At 64.1% G+C, this 22,788-nt stretch carries 27 protein-coding genes, 1 tRNA gene and 1 pseudogene; 14 read left to right on the top strand and 15 right to left on the bottom strand.

Annotated elements, in window-relative coordinates; all coding sequences use genetic code 11:
* Window positions 1-36: 36 nt before the first annotated feature.
* Window positions 37-750: pseudogene (locus ASF98_RS25215) on the bottom strand (alpha/beta fold hydrolase); the annotation flags it as partial.
* A 314-nt stretch (window positions 751-1,064) separates the two neighbouring features.
* A complete protein-coding gene (locus ASF98_RS19305) occupies window positions 1,065-1,439 on the bottom strand; it encodes a MerR family transcriptional regulator (RefSeq protein ID WP_055805429.1) in 375 nt (124 codons plus the stop codon).
* A 180-nt stretch (window positions 1,440-1,619) separates the two neighbouring features.
* Here ASF98_RS19305 and ASF98_RS19300 point away from each other — a divergent pair, with 180 nt between their 5' ends.
* On the top strand, window positions 1,620-3,146 hold the full coding sequence (locus tag ASF98_RS19300; RefSeq protein WP_055805426.1) for a SulP family inorganic anion transporter: 1,527 nt from the start codon (window positions 1,620-1,622) through the stop codon (window positions 3,144-3,146).
* A gap of 81 nt (window positions 3,147-3,227) precedes the next feature.
* Here the strand turns inward: ASF98_RS19300 and nhaA are convergent, their stop codons facing one another.
* On the bottom strand, window positions 3,228-4,571 hold the full coding sequence (gene nhaA, locus ASF98_RS19295) for a Na+/H+ antiporter NhaA (RefSeq protein WP_055805423.1): 1,344 nt from the start codon (window positions 4,569-4,571) through the stop codon (window positions 3,228-3,230).
* A 527-nt stretch (window positions 4,572-5,098) separates the two neighbouring features.
* Here nhaA and ASF98_RS19285 point away from each other — a divergent pair.
* Window positions 5,099-5,506 (top strand): four-helix bundle copper-binding protein, encoded by a 408-nt coding sequence (locus tag ASF98_RS19285; protein ID WP_055805417.1) that lies wholly within the window; start codon window positions 5,099-5,101, stop codon window positions 5,504-5,506.
* Between the two features lie 453 nt (window positions 5,507-5,959).
* On the opposite strand, the gene ASF98_RS24930 is transcribed toward ASF98_RS19285, so the two are convergent.
* Window positions 5,960-6,190 carry a hypothetical protein gene (locus ASF98_RS24930; protein ID WP_055805414.1) on the bottom strand — a complete coding sequence of 77 codons (231 nt, stop codon included), beginning with the start codon at window positions 6,188-6,190 and terminating at the stop codon, window positions 5,960-5,962.
* A gap of 234 nt (window positions 6,191-6,424) precedes the next feature.
* Here ASF98_RS24930 and ASF98_RS19275 point away from each other — a divergent pair, with 234 nt between their 5' ends.
* The 4 genes from ASF98_RS19275 to ASF98_RS24295 all read left to right on the top strand — a co-directional run bounded on the left by ASF98_RS19275 (window position 6,425) and on the right by ASF98_RS24295 (window position 8,933).
* A complete protein-coding gene (locus ASF98_RS19275; protein WP_055805625.1) occupies window positions 6,425-6,715 on the top strand; it encodes a DUF3040 domain-containing protein in 291 nt (96 codons plus the stop codon).
* Between the two features lie 239 nt (window positions 6,716-6,954).
* On the top strand, window positions 6,955-7,257 hold the full coding sequence (locus tag ASF98_RS19270) for a DUF4193 domain-containing protein (protein WP_055805412.1): 303 nt from the start codon (window positions 6,955-6,957) through the stop codon (window positions 7,255-7,257).
* A gap of 294 nt (window positions 7,258-7,551) precedes the next feature.
* The gene (locus ASF98_RS19265; RefSeq protein WP_055805409.1) at window positions 7,552-8,739 is read left to right on the top strand and encodes an FAD-dependent monooxygenase; all 1,188 of its coding nucleotides are present in this window, start codon (window positions 7,552-7,554) and stop codon (window positions 8,737-8,739) included.
* Window positions 8,740-8,777: 38 nt separating this feature from the next.
* A complete protein-coding gene (locus ASF98_RS24295; protein ID WP_156372476.1) occupies window positions 8,778-8,933 on the top strand; it encodes a hypothetical protein in 156 nt (51 codons plus the stop codon).
* A gap of 83 nt (window positions 8,934-9,016) precedes the next feature.
* Here the strand turns inward: ASF98_RS24295 and ASF98_RS19260 are convergent, their stop codons facing one another.
* Window positions 9,017-9,565, bottom strand: a complete 549-nt coding sequence (locus ASF98_RS19260) for a hypothetical protein (protein ID WP_055805407.1) — start codon at window positions 9,563-9,565, stop codon at window positions 9,017-9,019.
* A gap of 274 nt (window positions 9,566-9,839) precedes the next feature.
* On the opposite strand from ASF98_RS19260, the gene ASF98_RS25210 reads away from it, so the two are divergent.
* Window positions 9,840-10,001, top strand: a complete 162-nt coding sequence (locus tag ASF98_RS25210; RefSeq protein ID WP_442854053.1) for a hypothetical protein — start codon at window positions 9,840-9,842, stop codon at window positions 9,999-10,001.
* Between the two features lie 354 nt (window positions 10,002-10,355).
* Window positions 10,356-10,637, top strand: coding sequence for a LapA family protein (locus ASF98_RS19250; protein WP_326950720.1), 282 nt, complete (start codon window positions 10,356-10,358; stop codon window positions 10,635-10,637).
* Between the two features lie 985 nt (window positions 10,638-11,622).
* On the opposite strand, the gene ASF98_RS19245 is transcribed toward ASF98_RS19250, so the two are convergent.
* From ASF98_RS19245 to ASF98_RS19210, 8 genes are all read right to left on the bottom strand, one after another.
* Complete coding sequence (locus ASF98_RS19245; protein WP_055805401.1) at window positions 11,623-11,907, bottom strand: hypothetical protein; 285 nt, start codon at window positions 11,905-11,907, stop codon at window positions 11,623-11,625.
* Between the two features lie 78 nt (window positions 11,908-11,985).
* Entirely contained in the window at window positions 11,986-12,360 is a 375-nt protein-coding gene (locus ASF98_RS19240; RefSeq protein ID WP_235506083.1) for a hypothetical protein, read from the bottom strand.
* Between the two features lie 12 nt (window positions 12,361-12,372).
* Window positions 12,373-12,690 carry a hypothetical protein gene (locus ASF98_RS19235; protein WP_055805388.1) on the bottom strand — a complete coding sequence of 106 codons (318 nt, stop codon included), beginning with the start codon at window positions 12,688-12,690 and terminating at the stop codon, window positions 12,373-12,375.
* A 39-nt stretch (window positions 12,691-12,729) separates the two neighbouring features.
* Window positions 12,730-14,010: a Y-family DNA polymerase gene (locus ASF98_RS19230; RefSeq protein ID WP_200939405.1), complete on the bottom strand. Its 1,281-nt coding sequence runs from the start codon at window positions 14,008-14,010 to the stop codon at window positions 12,730-12,732.
* A 29-nt stretch (window positions 14,011-14,039) separates the two neighbouring features.
* Entirely contained in the window at window positions 14,040-14,471 is a 432-nt protein-coding gene (locus ASF98_RS19225) for a LexA family protein (protein WP_055805387.1), read from the bottom strand.
* Between the two features lie 201 nt (window positions 14,472-14,672).
* Window positions 14,673-15,125: an N-acetyltransferase gene (locus ASF98_RS19220; protein WP_055805383.1), complete on the bottom strand. Its 453-nt coding sequence runs from the start codon at window positions 15,123-15,125 to the stop codon at window positions 14,673-14,675.
* Window positions 15,118-15,819, bottom strand: coding sequence for a helicase associated domain-containing protein (locus tag ASF98_RS19215; protein ID WP_235506082.1), 702 nt, complete (start codon window positions 15,817-15,819; stop codon window positions 15,118-15,120). The genes ASF98_RS19220 and ASF98_RS19215 overlap by 8 nt, the downstream gene beginning before the upstream one ends.
* 462 nt (window positions 15,820-16,281) lie before the next feature.
* The gene (locus ASF98_RS19210; RefSeq protein WP_055805381.1) at window positions 16,282-16,479 is read right to left on the bottom strand and encodes a hypothetical protein; all 198 of its coding nucleotides are present in this window, start codon (window positions 16,477-16,479) and stop codon (window positions 16,282-16,284) included.
* A gap of 582 nt (window positions 16,480-17,061) precedes the next feature.
* Here ASF98_RS19210 and ASF98_RS19205 point away from each other — a divergent pair.
* The 3 genes from ASF98_RS19205 to ASF98_RS19195 all read left to right on the top strand — a co-directional run bounded on the left by ASF98_RS19205 (window position 17,062) and on the right by ASF98_RS19195 (window position 19,458).
* Entirely contained in the window at window positions 17,062-17,361 is a 300-nt protein-coding gene (locus ASF98_RS19205) for a DUF4193 domain-containing protein (protein ID WP_055805378.1), read from the top strand.
* Between the two features lie 230 nt (window positions 17,362-17,591).
* Window positions 17,592-18,149, top strand: coding sequence for an NADPH-dependent FMN reductase (locus ASF98_RS19200; RefSeq protein ID WP_055805375.1), 558 nt, complete (start codon window positions 17,592-17,594; stop codon window positions 18,147-18,149).
* A gap of 439 nt (window positions 18,150-18,588) precedes the next feature.
* Complete coding sequence (locus ASF98_RS19195; protein WP_055805374.1) at window positions 18,589-19,458, top strand: SGNH/GDSL hydrolase family protein; 870 nt, start codon at window positions 18,589-18,591, stop codon at window positions 19,456-19,458.
* A gap of 149 nt (window positions 19,459-19,607) precedes the next feature.
* Here the strand turns inward: ASF98_RS19195 and ASF98_RS19190 are convergent.
* Both ASF98_RS19190 and ASF98_RS19185 read right to left on the bottom strand, forming a co-directional pair.
* Window positions 19,608-19,683 (bottom strand) — tRNA-Lys (locus ASF98_RS19190).
* Between the two features lie 285 nt (window positions 19,684-19,968).
* The gene (locus tag ASF98_RS19185) at window positions 19,969-20,394 is read right to left on the bottom strand and encodes an Hsp20/alpha crystallin family protein (RefSeq protein WP_055805371.1); all 426 of its coding nucleotides are present in this window, start codon (window positions 20,392-20,394) and stop codon (window positions 19,969-19,971) included.
* Between the two features lie 395 nt (window positions 20,395-20,789).
* Here ASF98_RS19185 and ASF98_RS19180 point away from each other — a divergent pair, with 395 nt between their 5' ends.
* The 3 genes from ASF98_RS19180 to ASF98_RS23845 all read left to right on the top strand — a co-directional run bounded on the left by ASF98_RS19180 (window position 20,790) and on the right by ASF98_RS23845 (window position 22,260).
* Window positions 20,790-21,509, top strand: coding sequence for a GAF and ANTAR domain-containing protein (locus ASF98_RS19180; protein WP_082506949.1), 720 nt, complete (start codon window positions 20,790-20,792; stop codon window positions 21,507-21,509).
* A gap of 9 nt (window positions 21,510-21,518) precedes the next feature.
* Window positions 21,519-21,809 (top strand): hypothetical protein, encoded by a 291-nt coding sequence (locus ASF98_RS19175; protein WP_055805366.1) that lies wholly within the window; start codon window positions 21,519-21,521, stop codon window positions 21,807-21,809.
* Between the two features lie 163 nt (window positions 21,810-21,972).
* Window positions 21,973-22,260: a YegP family protein gene (locus ASF98_RS23845; RefSeq protein WP_082506948.1), complete on the top strand. Its 288-nt coding sequence runs from the start codon at window positions 21,973-21,975 to the stop codon at window positions 22,258-22,260.
* Window positions 22,261-22,788 lie beyond the last annotated feature (528 nt).

Genomic DNA, 22,788 nt, shown 5'->3' with positions numbered 1-22,788 from the left:
ATGGCTGGGCGCTGACAGTTCGACGAGCACGGCCCCGGGGATAGTGTCCGCATAATCCTGCGCGTGGGCGAAAGCAACACCGGCATCCCGGCGCGAGGCGGTCACCAACGTCGGACAGGTGGTCCGGGTTTGGACCAGCCGGCGGTACGCCGCGCGGTCCGGCCGGGCCTGCTGGAGGTCATTCACGAACCCGGTCCCGGAGCGCATCGTCCGGAACAGCGCCCGCGCCCGACCCTTGTCCTCCACGGACCAGGTGTCCCACCACTCGGCCACCGGTGTCTTGGACAGTGCGCCGACCATCCGACGTAGCCCGGCATCGGACCTGATGGAACATGCCACCATCGCCCAGGTGAGGCCCTCCAGGGCCGGAGAGAAAGCCAATGGGCCGAAGACTGACTCGAGGCGGGTCTCCGGGTACGGGAGCGTCGAAGGGGCGCAGCTGTGCAGGACCAGTCGAGGCACCAATTCCGGTAGGGACAATGCGGCGTGAAGGGCCTGCATGCCACCGAAGGAGACCCCAACGGCCGCTACGGTCTGGTCGATGCCCAGTTCCTGGCAACACTCAGCCACCGCGGGAACAAACTCGGCGGCATTCAGGGGTCCCACGTCCGTGTTCCCATAGCCAGGGCGCGAGAACGCCAGCATCCCGTGCCCTTCTGACGTGTACAGACTCCAACCGCAATCGCTGGCCGCAGAGCAATGACCTCCCGGGAAGAACAACACAGCCGGCTTGTCCCCGGACCTGTACATGACTTCCACAGGACCCAGGCGTGTTTGGACCACTCGAGTCTCGCTCACTGTCCAAGCCTACGGCGAGGGCGGCCCGGCAGCTCCGACCAGAGCTGCTCTTCCATAAACCGGGTGTTCGTTGGCTGTGAAAGGTTTCGATGGCACCGGTGGACCGCACACGGGTGCGGCCGGGACCGGATGCGGCGACTGGCCGGTAGCCGTCGTAGCTTAGGGGTCCCAGTCTGGTCGCGCCCTTCGGCAACGGTCCGGTGCGGCGCCAGCACCCAGCGGACGCCACTGTTCCGCGAAATCGGTGGGCTGGAGGCAATGGCATCTCAGGGCTGTGCGTTGAGCCTCTGGATGAACTCGTCTGCCTGGGCCAGGTTACGGGCCATCTTGGCCCGTTGATGGACCGCTTTCTCCAGGAACCCGGAGAGTCTGGCGCCCGCTTCTGCCGGGGTGCCCGTGGCCTCGCTTGAGGCCAGGATGCTGAGGATTTCGGCCATTTCCTCCAGCGAGAATCCCAGCGGTTTCATCTGTTTGATGACCATGAGGCGTTCGAAGTCGTCTTCTGAATAGACACGGAAGCCCCCGTCAGTGCGTGCCGTGGCCGGGAGGAGCCCGACGTCGTCGTAGTGCCGGATGGTCCGCAGTGACAGGCCCGTCCGTTGTGCCAGGTCACCAATGTGCATGGTCGTCTTTGCTGTCATCAGGGGGCCTCCGTGCTGCTTAGGTTCAAACTCTACCATCACGTTAGGGTAGAGTTTTTGGTGAGCGGTGAGACCTTCAAGGGTAGTTCCCGCTTTCCCGGCGCGGAGCTGCGCCCCCTTCATTCTTCGAAAAGAGAAGCCGCATGCCCTGCGTCTTCCTGACCATGAACGGAGCCAGCGATGGCCGTCAAAACCGCCGGGGATACCCCCGCCTCCTATACCCCTGAACAGCTGCAGTCTGTCCGGGAAACACTCAAGTCCCCGCGCCGACTCAAGACCGAAATCCTCGCCGGACTGGTCGTCGCCCTGGCCCTGATCCCGGAAGCGATCGCCTTCTCGATCATCGCCGGCGTCGACCCGCGGCTCGGCCTGTTCGCCTCCTTCACCATGGCCGTGACGATCGCCTTCGTCGGCGGCCGTCCGGCCATGATCTCGGCTGCCACCGGTGCGATCGCCCTGGTCATCGCGCCGCTGGTGAAGTCCCACGGCGTGGATTACTTCATCGCCGCCGTCATCCTCGCCGGCGTCTTCCAGATCATCCTGGGACTGTCCGGGGTGGCGAAGCTAATGCGCTTCATCCCGCGCTCGGTGATGGTGGGCTTCGTCAACGCCCTGGCCATCCTGATTTTCATGTCCCAGGTCCCCGAACTGATCAATGTACCGTGGCTGGTCTATCCGTTGGTGGCATTGGGGCTTGTAATCGTCTTCGGACTGCCGAAGCTGACCCGGGCAGTGCCGGCCCCGCTGATCGCCATCGTCGTCCTGACACTCATCACGGTCCTCGCCTCCGTGGCTGTCCCCACCGTGGGCGACAAGGGCGACCTGCCCGAATCCCTGCCCACCCTGTTCATCCCGAACGTCCCGTTCAGCCTGGAAACCTTCCAGATCATCTTCCCGTTCGCCCTCGCCATGGCGTTCGTAGGCCTGCTCGAATCCCTGATGACCGCCAAGCTCGTGGACGACGTCACCGACACCCGCTCCCACAAGTCACGCGAGGCCTGGGGCCAGGGCGTGGCAAACATTGTCACCGGGTTCACCGGCGGCATGGGCGGCTGCGCCATGATCGGCCAGACCATGATCAACGTCAAAGCATCCGGCGCCCGCACCCGGATCTCCACCTTCCTGGCCGGCGTCTTCCTGCTCATCCTCGTCGTGGCGCTCGGGGACGTCGTCTCCGTGATCCCGATGGCCGCCCTGGTCGCGGTAATGATCTTCGTTTCCTGGGCCACGTTCGACTGGCACAGCATCCACCCCCGCACCCTGCGAATGATGCCCAAGAGCGAAACCCTGGTCATGATCGCCACGGTCATCGTGGTGGTCGCCACGCACAACCTAGCCATCGGCGTCGGCGTCGGCGTCCTGGTCGCGATGGTCCTCTTCGCCCGCCGCGTGGCGCACTTCGTCACCGTCGAGCGGACCGTGAGAAACGTCGACGGGCACGAGACCGCCACCTACGTGGTGGACGGGGAGCTGTTCTTCGCCTCCTCCAACGACCTCTACACCCAGTTCGAATACGCGATGGACCCTGAGCAGGTGGTGATCGACATGTACGCCTCGCACCTCTGGGACGCCTCCACTATTGCGGCCTTGGACGCGATCACCGAGAAGTACCGCCGCCACGGCACGGACGTGAAAATCATCGGTCTGAACGATGCCAGCACCCTGATGCGCGAACGACTTGGCGGGAAACTCGGCGCCGGCCACTGATCCGTGGTCCGCCCAAACCCAACGGAGGGTCCCCTGCCGTAGAGCCGGTGAAGGGCCCCTCCGTTTTTGGGTCGGGTCAGGTCATGGGCGGCGGTCTTTGTCGTATACGTCAGGGATGCCGTCCCGGTCAGTATCGATGGACTCTTCCGCTTCTACGGCACGGTATTGGCGGTTCCGGGTTCCGAGCACTGCCGCTGCCAGGAGGGCCGCCAGCAGCGACGCGGCGAGGATCCCCACCTTGGAGTGGTCATCATGGGCGCTACCCGGTCCGAAGCTCAGCTCCGCCACGAGGAGCGAAACCGTGAAGCCGATCCCGGCCAAAAGGGACATCCCGAACACGTCAATCCATTTGAGGGACCGGTCCAGGGAGGCTTTGGTGGCCTTTGTGAGGAGCCAGGTGGTGCCCAGGATCCCGGCCGGTTTGCCCAGTACCAAGGCCACGATGATGCCGATGGCCACGGGGTCCGTCAGGGCTGAGACCAGGCCGTCCCAGCCGCCCACGGCGACACCGGCGGAAAAGAACGCAAAGACCGGCACGGCGATGCCCGCGGAAATCGGCCGGAACCGGTGCTCGAAAATCTCGGAGAGGCCAGGCCCCGCGGAGGGGCCTCCGCCGGCCCGGGACCGGATCACCGGGACGGCGAACCCCAGCAGGACGCCGGCGACCGTGGCATGTATACCGGAGGCATGCACCAACGCCCAGGTGGTCACGCCCAGGGGAAGAAGGATCAGCCATGCCGCAGCGGGCCTGGTGCCGAAGAAACGGCGGTACTTCTGGGCCAGGAAGGTATAAACCGCCAGCGGGATCAGTGCCAGCAGCAGCGGCCCGGCCTGGATGTCGCTGGAGTAGAACACCGCAATGATGCTGATTGCGATCAGGTCATCGACAACGGCCAGCGTCAGCAGGAAGATCCGCAGCGCACTGGGCAGGTGCGAACCGATAATAGCCAACACAGCCACGGCAAAAGCGATATCCGTGGCCGTAGGGATAGCCCATCCCCGCAGCGTCTCAGGACTGGTGGAATTGATCAGCGCATAAGTAACAGCCGGGACCACCACACCTCCGACCGCCGCCGCAATAGGCACCACGGACCTGCTGAATTCGCGGAGATCCCCGGCCACGAACTCACGTTTAAGTTCCAGCCCCACGAGGAAGAAGAAGATCGCCAGCAACCCGTCAGCAGCCCACGCCCCCAAGCTGAGCTCGAGATGCCACGGCTCATACCCGATACGGAAGTCGCGCAACGCGAAGTAACTATCAGAAACGGGGGAGTTCGCCCAAATCAGGGCAATGACCGCTGCCCCAACCAGCAGAATGCCGCCAACGGTCTCCTTCCGCAGGATCTCGCCGACCCGCAGCACTTCGCCGTAGCTTCCCCGTTCCAAAACGGAGGAACGCGGAGGAACAGACGGATTTTCATTCATGAAAGGTGTCCTAAACAATGGGTCGACAAATCACGTGCCGACCAGACTTCCCGGCTCACCTCCAGCCAGTCTATCGGTCCCCACATCACCCCTGACTGACGGAGGACCCCGGGCAAGCACACTTCATTGGAGCCGAGTATGACCAACATTCCGGGGCCAAAAAAATGGATTCACACACTCAACTTCTGGTACATCTTGGGCCCAACGTCCTGAACAGCGATTTTCCGCACGGCCGCTTGCGCAGTGCCATTGTCGCGGCCGGCTTTACCTCGGTTGAGCGCAGTAGCCTGAGCTGCGAACGGCGCCAGGCCCCCCGCAGTGAACCGGCCCCGATCCGGACCGGCGCTGTGGACCCGCCGTCCGTGACGAGTCAGCAGCACGGAGACCGGGTAATTTCCGGTGCCGTGCCTCCGGAACCGGACTTGCCGGCGCTGACAGTGATCAGGCTTTCCATCAGCAGGACGTAGACACGGTTCGCCGCGTTTCACGTTATTGACCCTGCCGTTTAGACCTGGAAAGAGAAACCAATGACACATGTACAGTCCATGCTGCACGCCCACCCCAAGGACTACGGAAGCATCGACAGGACCAAGCTCGCTGAATGCATCCAGGCATGCTTTGAATGCGCACAAACCTGCACTGCGTGCGCTGACGCGTGCCTGAATGAAGATGGGGTATCTGAGCTCACCAAGTGCATCCGCACCAATCTTGACTGCGTCGACATCTGCGCCGCGACCGGGAAGATCCTTTCCCGCGATAGGGACGATGACGCCGGTATCACCCGGTCAGTTCTCGAAGCGTGCCGTACCGCTTGCCGGGCGTGTGCCGATGAGTGCGGTCAGCATGCCTCGATGCACCGGCACTGTGAGTTGTGCGCCGAAGCCTGCCGGCGGTGTGAACGCGCCTGCGCCGAACTGCTCTCCTCACTGGGCTGAGGAGGGAGGCAGTCAAAATGACACATCCACAGGTGTCCCGGGTAGCTCGTCGTGCGCGCCAGAGGGAACTGCTAAGGGGCACCGCACGCGGGTTGCCCTTGGAGGATCCGCAACTGCGCCGGATGCTCACCTCACACATCCACTGCGGCCAGGAGATGCAGCTGGTCGGCACCGACCCGGCCCTTCCGGGGGAACCGACCGCAGCAAATAACGGAGCCAGCCTGCTCACTTACCGGTGTGCGTGCGGGTTCAGCTTCGATCAACGGGCGGACTACCGACCCTGAGTTTCACCCCATGGGGTGATCCGCGGCCAAGACCAGGAAGGTAGCCAGGGCTGGAAACCCCGTTGCCCATCACTGGTTGATCGGCCTCAGGGCCCGCCGGCCGGAAGCATACCTGCCGGTGACCGGTGAGTTGAGTCCGGCTGCCGGCGATGTTTGAAAGGAAGAACAATCACTGGTTGATGCAGCGGAGGAAAAGGTCCGGTTCCTGATCGTTGCTTCCGGAGGATTCCTGGGGATCGGCAAGGACAAGACGTTCCTCCCGGTCGATGCCGTGAGGAGCATCAATGAAAGTGATGCAGAAGTTCTCATCGGCCCTACCCGGGACGAGGTTGTCGGCGCCCCGGACTACGACCCGGACCTCGCAGAAGCCGGATCGTACTACGAGGGGGTGTACCGCCATTACGGCTTTTCGCCCTACTGGAGCCCGGGAAACTCCTACCCCGCATACCCCTACCATCCCCGTTGAAGCGGGCGTCGGGTACCGGCTTGGCAGTGCCAGAGGCGACCGCAGGAGAGGCTGTGTGCCGGACAGTGTGCTGCGTTGGGTTGTCGAAGCCTCTCGCCCGGCGGAGGAAGTGCCCGACCTGCGGGTCAAAAGCCACGCCTGAATTGAAAAGTTGAAGAGGTGCTTCAAATGGCATTGTCGGAAGAAGAGCGCAGACGCCTTGAAAAGCTTGAACAGGAGCTGGCGTTCAGCGATCCGGATCTGTACCAGAGGCTGCAGGCCGGCGCGCCCGGAAAGCACCACAGGGCCACGATGGTTCGTGGGGTTCTGATGCTGTTAGCCGGATTCGCGCTCGTCATCGTGGGCGTTGCGACAGAGATCATCGTTGTCGGCGTCGCCGGTTTCCTGCTGATGATTGCCGGAGCGCATTGGTTCCTCAACGGCTACGGCCTTCAAGACCGGCACTGGAGGGCACCATAAACCTGAAAGGACGATGGCAAAATGCAAACAAATCCCGGCCTCCTGGGATATCCATTCCCGCACTACCTGCACGACAACCAACAATTGGCGACGGTTCAGCCCCGGCACGCTAAAGGAGAAGCGCTGCGACGCCTGCCTTAGTGAAGAGATGATCATCAAGCTGACCTGTAAATTCGGGGAACAAGGGCCACCGCGGGTTCATCGCACTCGCGCGATCACAAGAGAACGAGGAACAGATCATGTCTGCTGATTACGATGCACTGCGTTCCGACGTGAAGGAAACGCAGGATAAGTCCTTGGAGGCCTTAAGGTCCGCCAACGCCCCTGATGCCCTGAGCGTGGTGCGGGAACTCGACGCACCCGATGATGCTGACGTGCTCGGCGTTCCCGGCGGCGAAATCGTCGCTCAGGAACTTATCATCAATGTCGTCCCGCAGGCCGCGGATGAGTTTACGTGCCATTCCTGCTTCCTGGTCCGTCATCGCTCCCAAATGGCCAGGGAACACGACGGCCACCAGTACTGCCGGGAATGTGAAGGCTAGATATGAGCTAGGAAGCGCCCCGGCGTGCTGCGTGCGGGCAACAGGCCGGGCCGCACCGGCAAGCGGCCTTGCCCTCGGGGCGCCAGCTACCCCTGGCCACGCCGGTGAACCACCGACTAGGGGTTCGCTGCCGTCGCCCGCCCGTGCTGCGCAGGAGCTGCGGCAGCAGGAAATTGTGAGCGCTGGACAGCCTGCAAGGATCGAGTCAAGAATGAGCCAGCAGTGCCCGGCGGAATCCTGCGCTCACGGCAGGATCAATTCGGGCCAGGCTGATCCGATCGTGGGAGGCAGGTCATGAAGGCTGTGGTTGTCGGGGCAGGCATCGCGGGCCTTGTGACGGCCCGCCAGCTCGGTTCGGCCGGCTGGGACGTCGAGGTCCTTGAGAAGTCGGCAGCTCCGCGACCGGATGGCTACATGATGGACTTCTTCGGCCCGGGAGTGGAAGCGTCGGAGCGGATTGGTCTCTACCCCCGGCTCGCCGCGGTCGCCTACCATGTCGAGGCAGCCGAGTATGTCGATGCAACGGGACACCCGACGTCCAGCCTGGATTATGATCAGTTCGCGCGGCTTGCCGGCGGGAAGGTCCTGAGCCTGCTGCGCCCCGATATGGAGCGGGCCGCCCTCGCTGCGCTCGACGACGTGGCCTCCGCCCGGGTGCGGGTCCGCTACGGGGCGCCGGTTTCCCGGGTCTGGAGTGAGGACGACGAGGTGCGGGTCGCCGTCGATGGTTCGCCGGACGTGATGTTCGCCGCGGACGTACTGGTGGGTGCCGATGGCATCCATTCCGGAGTGCGGGCCCAGGTGTTCGGTCCCGAAGTGGAGTACCTGCGCCCGCTGGGAATGCGTGCTGCCGCCTTCATCGTGACCGAGCCGCTCCTCAATGCCCGCTTCCGGAACCGGTTCGTCCTGACCGACAGCATCGACCGGATGGCCGGGCTCTACAGCCTCCGCTCGGACGAGGTGGCGGCATTCATGGTCTACCGGGAGGCCGCAGGCGCGACAGGCCGCCTGTCGTCCGGGAGTCCGCGGGAGCGGCTGCGCCGCGAGTTCGCCGGACTCGGAAACGCGGTAGACCGGCTGCTGGAGCTCTGCCCTGAGCATCCGTACGACGACGTCGTCGCGCAGATTGTTATGCCGGGCTGGCAGAGGGGGCGGACCGTTCTCGTGGGGGACGCCTGCGGGGCCGTGTCGCTCCTGGCAGGGCAGGGCGGCTCCCTCGCCATCGCAGGTGCCGCCCTCCTGGGGGATGTCCTGGGACCCGTGACCGCACTTGAGGAGATCAGTTCGGCCCTGGCCGAATTCGAGCGACGCTGGCGACCCGTGGTCGAGGAGGCCCAAGCCGCCGGGAGGCGCGCCGCATCGTCGTTCCTCCCCGCCAACCGGACCCAGCGCCTCCTGCGCCGGTGGATCATACGGACCAGCCATCTTCCCGGAATCGACCGGCTGATCGCCCGCCAGATCGTGGGCAGGGTCGCCAAATAGACTGCGCCCGGCATCCGGCGCCCATCACCTTGCGGGAAATGCAGTGGGCAGACGCGCCGCTCACGCGCGAAGTTGTGGGGATCGTTGTCTCCTGGCGGCTGTCCGGGCAGCGATACGCGACGGTCTTTCCCATCTCGCTCAGCCCTGAACCCGCTACCGTGACCGACCGCCGATTTGACCTACCGCAGCTCTGATCGGTGTGGCCCGCATGCCGTCGCGTTCTGTAGGACATGGTTGCGGAACGTGCCTGGACATCCTGAACCGTGTGCTGTATCAGCTAAAGGGTTCCGGCGGATCCGAGAACGCTTCTGGCTGCATTCCACCGGCTGATCTCGCAGCCGTCACGCAGGGCGAATGAGCTGTCCACTGGCACATTATCGGCAATTCCGGTGACAACGGCCGTCGCAGGACCGCCGTATTGCAGGGTGCATACCTCGTCCTTGCCGCGCGGTTGTGGAGTCAGCGCTGCAGGATTGTTCTTCACCAGTTCGCACGCCCCGGCTGCGTCCGGGTGCTGGCTTTCCGCTGCCGGAGCGCCATCAACGCAGACCAGGGTGTAGTTGACGGCAGGTTCCGAAGCGGACGGTTTGACCATGATGGCCAGTTCGGCGCTGCCCCTTCCCGGGCCCTGCGGCAGGGAGGTTGGGGAAGGCGGGGGCGCGGGGGCAGTCGTTTCCGTGTCCGGCGACGGTGTTTCTGTCATCCCGCCCGGGCCGGCCGACGTTGTTCCCGTTTGTGTTGGCGTTGTGTTGTTCCCGCCGGGCGTGCAGGCACAGAGGCTAAGAACGGTGATCACTACGATCCCGCGGATTCCTGGATGTGCCATTGCTGACCCTCCTGAGAGGTTCTCATTCTAGCGGCGCAGGCCTGTCGAACACAGAGCACCACGGCCGCTCCCGGTGGCAACGGGGCCGGGTGGGTTATGGGAACCCGCGGCGCTCCGGGCGGACAATTTAAGGAAACGGTTGGCCAAAGGTACAGGGCCCGCATGGCTAGGCCGGGAGGAGGATGCTGCGATGCCGCTGTCGGTTGATGATTGAAGGCGTCTCGAGAAACTGGAGCAGGACCTGGCCGCAGCGGATCCGGACCTGAACCTGAAATTGCGGGCCGGGCCCTTCCGAGATGAGGCCGCCCGCGCTGTCTATGGTGTCCTGACCGTTCTTGCCGGCCTGATGGTGGTCATCGCGGTTATCATCACTCATCTGCCGATCGTAGGCGGTGCCGGATTCCTGGTAACGGTAACGGTCCTGGGCGCACACTAGGCCCTGACCGGCATCCAGCGGCACCCGGACCCAGGTGGGGCCGGCACCCACCCTAAACAGCGCCAAATGGCCCCGGCCGACCCCGTTTCTGCAGACCGGCTATCTGCGCGGCAACGTAGGGGGACGCTGGCTTGCGGGAGGAGTACGCTGTGAAATAGCCGTCAGGTACGGACAGGCAACTCCTGATGTAAGGGGCTTAACGTGGCTGTCAACCCAGCGTCGAATCCTTCAACCGGGCCAAGCCACTTCCCGCGCCCGGTCAATAAGTCCGTTCCTTCCATGCCGAAACGGCCTCCCCGGAGACCGTCGCGGGCCCGGAGCGCGGACGGGGACGCGGCCGTGACTCGAGCCGGGATGATTTGGGTTGCCGTCAGCACCGGGCTGATCCTCCTGATCTTGCTCATCATCTTCATCCTGCAGAACCAGGATCGCGTGACCGTGCACTATCTTGGGGTGGCCGGAGAGCTTTCCCTGGGCATGGCGCTGTTCATCGCCGCCGTGGCAGGCGGGATTCTGGTGGCCGTTGCCGGAGCCGCGAGGATCCTCCAGCTCAGAAGCCAATCCCGCCACCGGCCCGGCCAGCCGCCGACCGCGCCGAGACCGGGACCAACCGAACAGCCCGGGCCATTGCAGTGAGTATCCACCTCCGGTTCGACGCGCGCCGTGATATCTGTGGACAGGGTGCCCTGGGCCTCTGCAGCGGCCGTTTCTAAGCCTCCGGCGAACCCGCGTCGCTTAATTCCACCGGAATTTCATCCCGTGCCCAAGGACGGACAGGCCTCTGTCGGTCACAGCTCCGAAAAGCTTCGCCAGCAGAATTACCAACGGGAGTGTTAGGCAGCGGGAAGGTGCGCAGACTTCCACTCCTCACCGTTGTGGAAGCCTGCACAATTCGTGCCCGGACGCGCCCCTCGGTGCCCCGCGATAGCCGTGTTGAAGACTGACGCGAACGGGCGGGGAACGGCTTGCCAAGCACGCTATAACTCTCGTTGAGGATCAAGTGCCTGTCCAGGTAAGTCATCACGCGGATGCTGCCTTTGGGAGGCTTTCTGGAATCCCATTGGGTATTCGCTCGGAATCATCCCCGCGCTCCCAACCACGGACGCCCCGGCAAGCCGGAACCTAACAAAGCATCGCGGTCATGGCGCGGTTGAGGGTTCCTCAGCGGACGCTAAAGGTTCCGGGGTGTCGGCCGTCTAGATTCGGCCGATACGAGAATGGGCAGGCCGCGGACAAACTTTCACGAAGGCTCGAAACTGGGGCATGACGAGCGTGGCGTTGGTGCTGAGTCAGGCATCCTGGTGGTCCTGAATGAAGTACATACTCAGACCAAGTGAACGACACCTGTCGCGCACTGATAACTGCGCTCTCACCAGGCCAAACGTCAGCACGGCGACGCTTCACGCCAACAGAATACCGGGTGAGGTCCTTGCCTTGCCGGGACCACAACGTGGCCCCGTTATCGTCACGGATTCCGATGGCCCTATAGCCGTCCCATTTGGGTTCATAGAGCAGAGTCCCGGGGCGGCCGCTGGCCCGGGGCATCTTCGTGACAGCCCGGGCCAGGGCGACCTGCACTGGGGGTACCAGTCCCGCCGGCAGCCCGGTTCCGGCCGACGATCTAGCAGCCGTCATCGAGGCCTTCCAGCACCTGGAGTTCCACCGCATCCAGCAACTCACCTGTGCTGGCCCCGGTGACCTTGGCCAACTCATCGAGTGCGACGAACCCGGCACGGGCCAAGGCGACGATGAGCTCTGCCAGGAAGGCCGGCCCGTTGCGCTGCACAAGGTCAATCAGGACCGCATGCATGCGACCGGTCAGTTCGTTGGGGCCTTCGGACTCCTCAGCTGCAATGCGCGTGAGCGTTAGCGCCGCCAGCCGCGGATCGTCGTAGATGAGTCCCATGTCCTAACGCTACGCGTCCGGTGGCCCACCGGAACCGTAACTAGAGGGTCCGTTGCCATAGACCCATAGTTTTGGCGCCTACCTCCGGCCCAGGGCCTCCAGGGATCGCTGCAAGGGGGCGCGGCGGTCCTTGTGGACGTCCACGGGGCGGGATCCACCGAGTTCCCTGGACGGCGTGATCATCCAGATGGTGAAGTAGTTGTGCGGGATTTTCAGTTCCATCGCCCGCTGGAACAACGCCGTGACGGTCGGGTGGAGACGCCCGCCGGCGAGGAACTGGAATCCCGGGCAGTAGGTGCCCTCGTCAATGAAGACCCGGACGAGCTGGCGCATCACCGGTTCCGGGTCCTCGACGAGCTCGGAGAGCCGGCGACGGACCTGCTCCAGGGCAGGCAGGCCGAATTCCGTCCTGATTGCCTCCCACGTCTGATCACTGACCGATCCGGGTCTCACCGGGGCCGGCATTCAGGAGCCGTCATCGATGGATTCCAGGAGCCACTGCGTAGCAAGCGGTTCCCGGCGCAGCGTGAAGGTCCGCAGCGCCGAGTGGGAGCCGAGGACCTGGACGCGCCAGTACTCCACGCTGACCAGGTCCCCGCTGCCGACGGCGGCGTTGCGTCTGGTGTCCCACCAGGAATCCCGGGCGAACCAGTGCTGGGAATCCGTGTCGGGGTCCACGAGCCAGATCCTTCCGTCGTGACGGATGGCCAGAGGGTTCCCTGCCGGGCCAAGCCTGACCTGGACGATGTGGTTTCTTGCCGGGGCTTCGGAGCTGATGGTCATGAGGAGCGCAGTCTTTCGTGGTTCGTGCGGTGTGCTGATTTAGGCGGCTTTGACGAGGGGGAGTTCGTCCCAGTGGGTGGTGTAGCGGGGAGAGAGCATGTCCCGTTTCATGGTCCAGTCCGGCCCGCCCCTGATCCCGCCGTAGCCCAGGCCGATGGAACCGCGGCCGTACCGGCGTGTGACGTCTTCGAGCAGTGTTCCGACGCGGCGTTCCTCATGCGGGTTTTCGAACAGGGCCAGCGGCGCCTGGTTCCCGGTCGGGCGCAGGTCCGTGACCATGATCCCGGCCCTGGCGTACCGGATTCCCTCATTGATCAGGGGCAGGAGCGCGTGGGCTGCCTTGGTCAGGATCACCGGATCCGCTGTCGGCATCGGCAGCGGAACACACACCGAGGGGTAGGACGTGTCTTTGGGATTGAAGTGTGAGGTGCCGGCGAACGCGGTGAGGACTTTGGCCTGCAGATCATGTTTGGCCAGCCGCGCCGAGGCCTGCTGCCCGTACACGGACAGCACCTGGCGCATGCCTGCCGCGGTGGTGATGGGGACGGCGAAGGAACGGGAAAAGATCAGCTGATCCCGCCCGATCCGTTCCTCCTCCATCGGAATGCAGGGAGTGCCCTGCAGTTCCAGGACGGTACGCATCATGACCACGGAGAACCGGTCCCGGATCATCACCGGATCGGCCCGGGACAGGTCAAGGATCGAAAAGATGCCCATCACGTTCAGCCGCCTGGTCAGCCGGGTCGCGACACCCCAGATCTCCACCACGGACAGGCGCCCCATCAGCCCCTCCCGTTCGGGCAACGGGACGGAGTCCCAGTGGCAGACCCCGCCGAACGCCGGGTTGTTCTTCGCCCATTTGTTCGCCAGCTTCGCCAGGGTCTTCGTGGCGGCGATCCCGACACAGACTGGCACCCCGACGTTCCGCCGCACGGCAGCCTTCATCGACCGGCCAAGAGCCAGGAGCTCTGCCGGGGTGCCTTTGACGCCGAGGAAGGCCTCGTCGATGCTGTAGACCTCCAGCCAGGCCGAGTACCGGCCCAGCAGCTCCATCACCCGGGCACTGATGTCCCCATACAGCTCATAATTGCTGGACAGCGCGATGAGTCCCCATTCCTTCGCCCTGGGGGCGAGCTTGAACCACGGCTCACCCATCGGGATGCCCAGGGCCTTGGCCTCGGGGGAGCGGGTGACGGCGCAGCCGTCATTGTTGGACAGCACAATGACAGGCCGGCCCTCCAGCGACGGGTCGAAGGCCCGCTCGGCCGAGGCGTAGAAGCAGTTCACGTCCACATGCGCGATCTGCGGCATCCGCCGCATCACAGCCGGCTTTAGACATGGCCCCTGCCCTAAACGTAATGAAGGCATCGGGTGGCCACACCCCAAATGACCAGGTCCGATAACGCCGGGACCCGGATGTCCGGATAGGCCGGGTTCTCCGCCTGCAGCATCACCCCGGCCGGCGTGATCCGAAGCCGCTTGATCGTCAGCTCCCCGTCCAGAACCGCGACGACCACGGACCCGTCCACCGGTTCCAGGGCCCGGTTGACGATCAGCTCATCGCCGTCGCTGATCCCAGCGCCTTCCATCGACTCCCCGGACACCCGCACCACATAGGTGCTGGTGATGTCCTTGATCAGATGTTCGTTCAGGTCGATCCGGCCATCAAAGTAGTCCTGCGCCGGCGAGGGGAACCCCGCCGCAACCGGCACCGGAGAGACCAGCACCGACAACAACGACACACCCGCCTCTATCACGCGGGGACCGACAATAACGCCCACAACACACCTTTATTCGAATATATGTTCGATTCATTCATCCTACCCGGAGGGGTGCGACAAAAGAACCATCCACGTTTCGGGCGCAGCCAGAAACGGGCGGGTCATGCACGATGGGGACAGCTTTGAGCTGTGCGGAGGGCTCCACCTGGCCCCAGTGGGCATAACCCGGACACCGCGACTTAAAGGGCGGGCCTGTTGTGGTCAGCGTTTCAGGAACAGCGGGGGATAGTCGGCGTTCCGGGAATGGCGGACGTGGTCCCAGCCGAGGGACTGCCAGAAGGCTTCTTCGGTTTCGGGCGGCCTGGCGAACACGGTCCGTCCGGGATGCTGTCGGCGCAGCAGTTCAATGGCCTGTGTGCCGAAACCCTGGCGGCGGCGGCTCTCGGCGACTTCCATGAAGTCGATCTCGAGTCCGTCGCCGGCTTCGGGGACCCCGTAGCCGGGATCAACCTCGGGCTGGTCCACGACAATCAGGCGCACGACTTCCTCACCGGCGATGGTGGAGCTGTAGAACAGGTCCGAGGGGGAGGCGGCGATGACTTCGTTGGCCTGCCAGCATGCCTGCGTGAACTCCTCCGATGCCTCAAACGGTGAGACCACAGAGCGGCCACGCGGGGCCGGCCAGACCTTCCTGATCACCAGTTCATCACTCACAGGACCAATCTAAACCCGGCCCGCCACCGCTGTCCGGCGAGGGCCGGGCTTTCCTGCCGCGGGTACGACCCGCGGACCAGCCAGGCACCGCCGCATTCAGGGCCGTCTCCTTCGCCGGGTCGAGCTCGCCGCGGCGTAGCTTGTACCGCTGGGTGTGCAGCCACACGCCCAGATCATGTTCCGTATCAGTGACGGTTTTCTTGTGGCGCGGCCAGTCCTGCCCCGCCGCCCGGTATGCGGTGAGCTCGGCCAGCCGTTGCTGCCAGCGTTCCTCGTTGATGGCCGCGCGGTGGCCGTCCTGCCAGCCGGGCAGGCACGCCAGCCCGTCCCGGACCGCAGGGGCGAGGCGTCCTTCAGCGGCGTCCCGGCGGCGGCGCTGCAGCCACGAGGCCAACGCCCGCTCCGCCGCTCCACCGGCTCTGGAGGAGGGGTATCTGCCCTCGGCCTGGACCATCGCGAGGAGATCATTCATCTGCTGCATGGTCCGGCCGGTGACCCGGGCGGGCCGTTCACCGGCGGCCGCCTCGTGGACTACCCGCAGCTCCGGGTCCTGTTCCCTCGCGATAGAAAGGTGATAGGTGACCAGGGCAGGCGACGCCTTCACCAGACCGGCGATCCGGGCCGGCGTGAGCCCCTTCCGGTACATCAGCACCCACTCAGCATCAGGGGCGCGGCGCTGGCGTCTGCTCGTCACAGAAGCAATCCTGCCATCAGCAGACACTACCCGCTTTCCGTGTGCCCGGCGGGGCGCTAAGTTGCCTATGGCTCGTCCACGGCCGGGAACTCGCGGAGCGTCGCCCCGGCTGCCCTAACAGCAGCTGAGTCTTCCACCCATGGCTGGCCAGACCGGGTGCAGGCATGAAAGTCGATCACCTCCGAGCCTCTTGCTGCCTCAGTGAGTTCCGCCCAGTCCCCCCGCAGATCCTCCAGGCGTTCCGGCACTATATAGTTCGAAACCCTCGGTCCAATAGCGTCTGAGGCCTTCACTGTCCCAGTCCCGTGTACTGTCGTCCTCCTGATGGCGGTCACCTACCCTCACCTGCCCGACTTGCGCATCGCTGGTCGCAGTTGAACGCGAGGTTCAGTGGCGAACATCTTGCTGAGACGCGGTGGCGTGCCCACCGTGCAAGGTCAATGCGCGCTTGAAGGCACCGGCTTAGAGGACCTTGTTGTGCGGTTCTTTCTGGTGCCGGGCTTCCATCAGATGCTGCTCCAGTTTCAGTTCCGCGTCCCGGCGGCGCTGGCCCACGGTACGCAGTTGTCTGGTTGTAGGGCTTCCGGCGCCCGGGACGTGCCCGTCCCTCGACTCCCGTGGCATGGGATGTGCCGGGTCATGGTCATGCTCGTTGTTCATAATCCGATGGTCCCCAGCGTCCGCGCTTCTCGATAGAGCCAAGAGACCTTTTCAGCTGCTAAATTCTTTATGAGGGACGCCCGCGACCTGGGATGCGCAATGGTCTCGGCAGGAAATCGCCGCGCCAGCCCCGGTTCAGACGGTCGTACGGGCACGGACCCGACAGTCGGGAGAAGCATGCCAATGCCGGTGTCACCATTGTGCCGGGCATTCGCATCGCTACCGCCGAGAGTGACCTCCAGGACTCAGAAAAATGCCTCACGGACCTAAGTGTCAACTACCTGTTTCCCCCCCCGTGGCTGTCTTACTTGCAGGGATCCGTGCTGTCTCGTCGGACCCCGATGAGCGCTGGATCACGGGACTATGGGACGCCCTCGTGGGCACGTCGCGTTCGCCCGGTCCATACCGAGGGTCCCGCCGGCCGAAGAGGATCGAAACCGGGCTGACGAACATGGATTGCTCCAAAGCGCGCCTGGCAGCACCATGTTCGGTCATTATTGTCCGCGGGAATATTGATGTTTCCTTTTGGGTTTCATCGTGGTTGTCGGGAATTTGTCCGCGAAGAATCGAAGGAGAATCAGGGTGTCCATCGACTACGACGCGCCCAGATCGGCGCACGAGGGCGACGTCAGGGAGCCGCTCGAGGAGTTGAAATCCGAAAAGGGCGCTTCGGGTGCCGCTGTCATTGATCTGGATGAGGCTGACCTCGCCGACAGTTTTGAACTGCCCGGCGCGGACCTCTCCAACGAGGAACTGCTGGTCCGGATCGTGCCTGTTCAGTCGGACGAATTCACCTGCATGTCCTGCTTCCTTGTCCACCATCGCAGCCAGTTGGCCGTGGAGAAAGACGGAAGGAAGTACTGCACCGAGTGTGAAGGCTGACTCTTTCGACCCAATGCGCCCACAGCGAAAAGATCGGGTGGTCAGGTCGACCGGCTGCGCACCTACCTGGGCACACCGCATCCGGTGTTGGTCCCGTCTGCTGAGTTTGGAGGTGGCCCAGCTTCCGCAGCGGAGGGCCGCGCGGGGTGGAGGGCCCGTGGCGCGGACCGTTCCACGCCGTGCGCGTAGTGTGGGCCCAAAAGGGCTGATACCGAAAGGGAGTGGTTCACATGGTGAAGATCGCCGTGGTGGTCGGGAGCACCAGGCCGGGCCGGCGCAGCAAGCAGGTGGCGGACTGGGTACTGACCAGAGCCATATCCCGAGGCGGTGCAGACTTCGAGCTGCTGGACCTCGCTGACTTCAGGCTGCCGCTGCTGGATGAGCCGCTGCCTCCCTCCATGGGGGATTACCGGCACGAGCACACCAGGATCTGGGCTGAGACGATCTCCGGGTTTGACGGCTTTGTCTTTGTCACGGCTGAATACAATCACTCCGTTCCCGGGGCATTGAAGAACGCTTTGGATTTCCTCTACGCCGAGTGGAACAACAAGGCCGCAGGCTTCGTCTCCTACGGAAGTGCCGGCGGTGTTCGCGCCGTCGAAAACCTGCGTCTGATCGCCGGGGAGCTCCAGATTGCCGACGTCCGTGCCCAGGTGGCGCTCCCCTTTGCTACGGATTTCGAGAACGCGACCACATTCACCCCCAGTCAGGTCGCTGAAGAGGCGCTGGAACCGCTCCTGGAACAGCTCATCTCCTGGTCTACTGCACTGAAAACTCTCCGTAGCTAGAGTTTGCCGCCTGACGCGGATCAGGAATTTGTCAGAACTCTCCTGTCCCGGCCCGACGTTGGTCAAGGGGTTCCGGGTCCGGGCCAGGCGTGGTGCACGTGCCAGTCCCGGTGGTGCATTGCTCGGTGGCGGCGCTGCTGCCAAACTGCCGCGCCCGGCCCGGTCGGTGCTGACCCGCGCCCGTTACCAGCGGCGTTGAAGGAGTGCCGGATCCGGCCCCGCCGGGGTGGGCGAAAATGCCCACGGTCGGTTCGCTTTGTCCGTCTGCCACGCGGTTTCAGCAGCGACCGTGTCCGGCTCATTCGTCGAAGTAGGTGGTCATGGGCAGCTCGTCCCCCTGGTCAGTGCGCCGACGATGCCGGAGTCGACCTCATGCGGCTTCGTGTTCCGGGCCGCGGCGGGCATGGCGCCCGCCGTGTCTTGGGGGCAGTATGAGGGAATGAACGCCCCTGGCGCCGACAGTCCGCAGGGTGGTTCCGTTGATTCGCGGGCCCGCCTGCATCCGTGGAGCCGTTATGTGGCCCTGGGTGATTCGTTCACGGAAGGTGTCGGGGATCCGGAACCGCGCAGCCCGGGAGGCCTGCGGGGCTGGGCTGACCGGGTCGCCGAAGAACTGAGCATCGGGCACGAGGATTTCGCCTATGCGAACCTGGCTGTCCGGGGACTGCTGCTCCAGCAGATCCTGGATGAGCAGGTGGGCCCAGCGCTGGCCCTGCAGCCGGATCTGATCACGCTCAATGCCGGGGGCAACGACCTGATTTTCCACAGGAGCGATCCCGATAAACTCGCGGTACGGATGGATGCCGGCGTGGAACTGCTGGCCTCCACAGGGGCAACGGTGGTGCTGTTCACGGGCCCGGACTGGGGCGCGACACCGGTCTTCGGACAGGTCCGCGGGAGGGTGGCCGTCTTCAACGAGAATCTGCGGACCATCGCTGCCCGCCATGACGCCGTGATCGCGGACCTCTGGGCGTTGCGTCAGCTGACGAACGCGCTGATGTGGGACCCTGACCGGCTGCACTTCTCCCCGCTGGGCCAGCACACCATAGCCATGATGGTCCTGGACACCCTGAATATCCCCCACACCCTGCGGCCGATGACACCCAAAGACCTGCCCGAGCGCAGCTGGCGCGAAGCCAGGGCAGATGACCTGGTCTGGGCACGCGACCATCTGGTCCCCTGGGTCCTGCAGCGGATCAAACAACGGATCTCCGTCGAAGACCGGCAGGCCAAGAGGCCGGAACCAGGTCCCGTGTTCGGCGCCCGGATGCCGCCCGGGACGTTCATCGGAAACACGCCCCATACCTAACCCTCGGCAATCAGAGGGCCCATCCCCGCATCCGGAGGAAAGAACCGGATCCCCGGAAGGAACTGAGGGGAACACTTCATTCCGTGCCCAGTGCTATCTCTGCCGGCCAGCACCGCTTCCGGGCGAGGGGAAGGGACGATACCAACCAATGGTGCACCCGGTGGGATTCGAACCCACGACCCGAGGATTAAAAGTCCACTGCTCTGCCAGCTGAGCTACAGGTGCCGGTCACCCGCCCAGGCTTCGAAGCGGACCATTTCACCGACGTCGACGGATCAGGCAGAGGAAGAGGACCTCACGACAGGCGATCAAGACCCGCGATCGAGCCGCGCAATCGGGAAAGGCAGCTGGGTGATGCTCTGCAGGGCGGGTGACGTGGTCCCCGGCTGTGTTGGCCGGGGACCACGGTACGGGCGGGATCCCCACTGCTTCTCTACAAGGCGTCGGCGTCCGCCAGAAAGGTCAGCCGCCCAAGATGCAGCTCTTGCCCGAGGCGTCCCGTCCGGTCCATTAAGCGGCGCTGATCTGCTGCTGCTGGTCTCCGGTATCGATTTCAATCCTGCGGGGCTTCGCCTGCTCGGCAACAGGGATCCGCACGATCAGGACACCTCCGTCGTAGCTGGCCTTGACGTTCTCGGTCTCCAGGGCCTCACCTAGCACCAGTTGCCGGCTGAACACACCGCGAGGACGTTCGGAAGCGAACATCTCGGTGTCCTCGCCGACTGGATTCTTCCGCTCGGCCTTGATCGTCAGGACATTCTGCTCGACGTCCAGGTCCACAGACTCGACGTCGACACCGGGCAGATCCATCGCAACCACAAATTCATTCCCTTCGCGCCAGGCGTCCATAGGCATCGCGGCGGGGCGTTCAGCCGTGCCCAGGACCTGCTGGGCCAGACGGTCGAACTGGCGGAACGGGTCGTTGATCATCAACATCACATACCTCCTATCACCCAATTGATAGACCGGATGTATATCCGCTGATACAGATTTAATAGCACTACGAATTCAAGCTCGCAAGAACTTCTGAGCTCCGAAATCCCTGCTGATCCACCCGGCGTGTCCGACAGCGCCGACGGCGGCCGCGGCCGAACGCGGTCTCGGAAGGTTCGCTCATCATGCCGGGAACAGTCACGGTCTGCCGTCATCATCGGTGTCTTCGGCGGCACAGCTCTTGCGCCCTGACTATGAACGCGGTTCCCTCCGGTTGGGAAGGGAGGCACCACGCTGTAAGGGTCTATGCTGAAGATGGCGCATGGTTTTGTGCGCGGTGGCTTACTTCCGCACCGTTCCGAGGCTGGTCCGCCCGGAACTGACCGGAGGGAATGCTAATGGAACAGAATCTTCCCCTTGATGAACTCTCCACTGCCGTCGGCCGTATCAAGGGCCTCCTCCTCACCGAAGAAAAAGTCGACCGTGCTGTGCAGATCCTGGCCCGGGCCATCAAGGACGCCATTCCGGGCACGATCGGGGCCGGGGTGTCCCTCATGGATACCCATGGCCGCCGGACCAGCGCCGGATTCACCGACCGTGTCGTCCAACGGGCCGACGCCCTCCAATACGAGCTCGGGCAAGGCCCATGCCTGACAGCCTGGGCAGCCGAAGAAACCGTGCTCGTCGACGACGTCCGGACTGACCCGCGCTGGCCGCAGTGGAGCGCGGCAGTTTCATCACTGCCCATCCGCTCGGTCGTAAGCGCCGCGCTCGTGACTGGGAAGGAATGCATCGGGGCGCTGAAAATCTACGCGGCACTGCCCGCCGCATACGATCCAGGCACAGGCCAGTTACTGGAGCTGTTCGCCGCCCCCGCGGCCACCCTGCTCTCCCACATCCAAACCAGCGAAGCCCCGCACCGCATCAGCGAAAACCTGCAAACCGCACTGCACCGCCGCGACACCATCAACCGGGCCTGCGGAATCCTGATGGAACGCCACGGCCTCAACCACGAGGCGGCCCTGCAACACCTGATGCAGCAGGCCCGCGAAAGGGACACCACCCTGGTCCAGCTCAGCGCCGAACTCACCGCCGGAACGCCGGCCGACCGGAACTAGGGCAACACGATGGGCTTCGATCCCACCGAACCCGAACAGCGCAGTCAGCTGCGGGCGGCACTGCAAGCGGTGGATATCACCGTCGGGGAACTCTGGCTGAACTACTTCAGCATCGGCGGCGCGGCCGGCGAATACGAAGTCGAAGCCTACCTCCAGGGCCTGCTGTCCCTTCCCAGGGTGCAGCGGGATCTGCTGGCCATGGCCGCCAACGAACTCATCGACGCCGTGCCCCGGCTCCGGGCACCCTACTCAGATGACCTGACCGAAACCCCCGATGCCCGCCCGGACAACGAGGAATAGGACACCTCCGGCTCCGCGCCCACCGAGGGAGCCAACGGCGAACACCGCCCTGGCGAGCAGGAAACGGGCTAAGCTGCCCGCCGAAGACAGCGAGCCAGCACGATACGTCCAGGAGTACCCTTAAATCATTCTCGCGAGGAAGGGAGAAGGGAAGGTAATCCCCATGTCCGGACACTTTGAACTACTTGACGCACCCAACGGCGGATACCGCTTCCGGCTCGTCGACAAATCGGGCCACACCGTAGCGGTATCGACGATATTTCCCACGAAACAGGCCGCAGTAGCCGGGATCACGGCCACCAGAGAAATCGGAACGGGCCTCATACGCGACCGGAGCCGAAACCATCACGGCGAACCCGTTCAGCCCCGAATCCAACCCGCCCAAAGCCCTCCAAGCCGAAACACGGCACACCGGTTCGCAGTAACAGCCGATACCGCGCGCGCCCACTGAAAGATAACCGGATCAGTAGCCGCCCGAGAAGGATGAGGGGCGCTTTTCTGGAGTGATCGAACGCCCACTCGAGCGAAGGGAAGTATTCCACCAGAGCGTCGGTCTTGCCGTCCCCGCGATAGGTGGCCGCTGGATGTCGGCGGCCTGAAAATGGCGCACTGGCTCGAAGGAATGGGTCTGATCACCGTGGGCCTCGCCGGCAACGGGATCGGCCACTGGGACTTCCCCCTCGGCGCCAACGAATTCACCAGCTGAGCCCCGGGCCTTCAGGGGCCGAGCAGCCGGATGTTCGCCGAAGTGCTCGCTTTGGCTTGCCCGCTAAAAACTTGCGTTGCTTGTTTTCACGGCAAGGACGGGGGCAATGGCCTCTAGCTAGGCTAGGCGTTGGTGATAAGCGATTGACCTGCTGGCCTTCCCGCTCGGGAAGGCCAGCAAGGCATTCCGCTACGCTTCGACGCGGAAGTCAGCTCTCGTCAGCTCAACACCCTTTAGCCTCTACGGATCCAGCCAGCCCACGTGTTGCAGGGG

Origin of the sequence: Arthrobacter sp. Leaf337, assembly GCF_001423745.1 — a bacterium.
In the GTDB taxonomy this organism is placed as follows: domain Bacteria; phylum Actinomycetota; class Actinomycetes; order Actinomycetales; family Micrococcaceae; genus Arthrobacter.
Note: the sequence above shows the minus strand (reverse complement) of the source record. Positions and strands in the feature narration are given on the sequence as shown.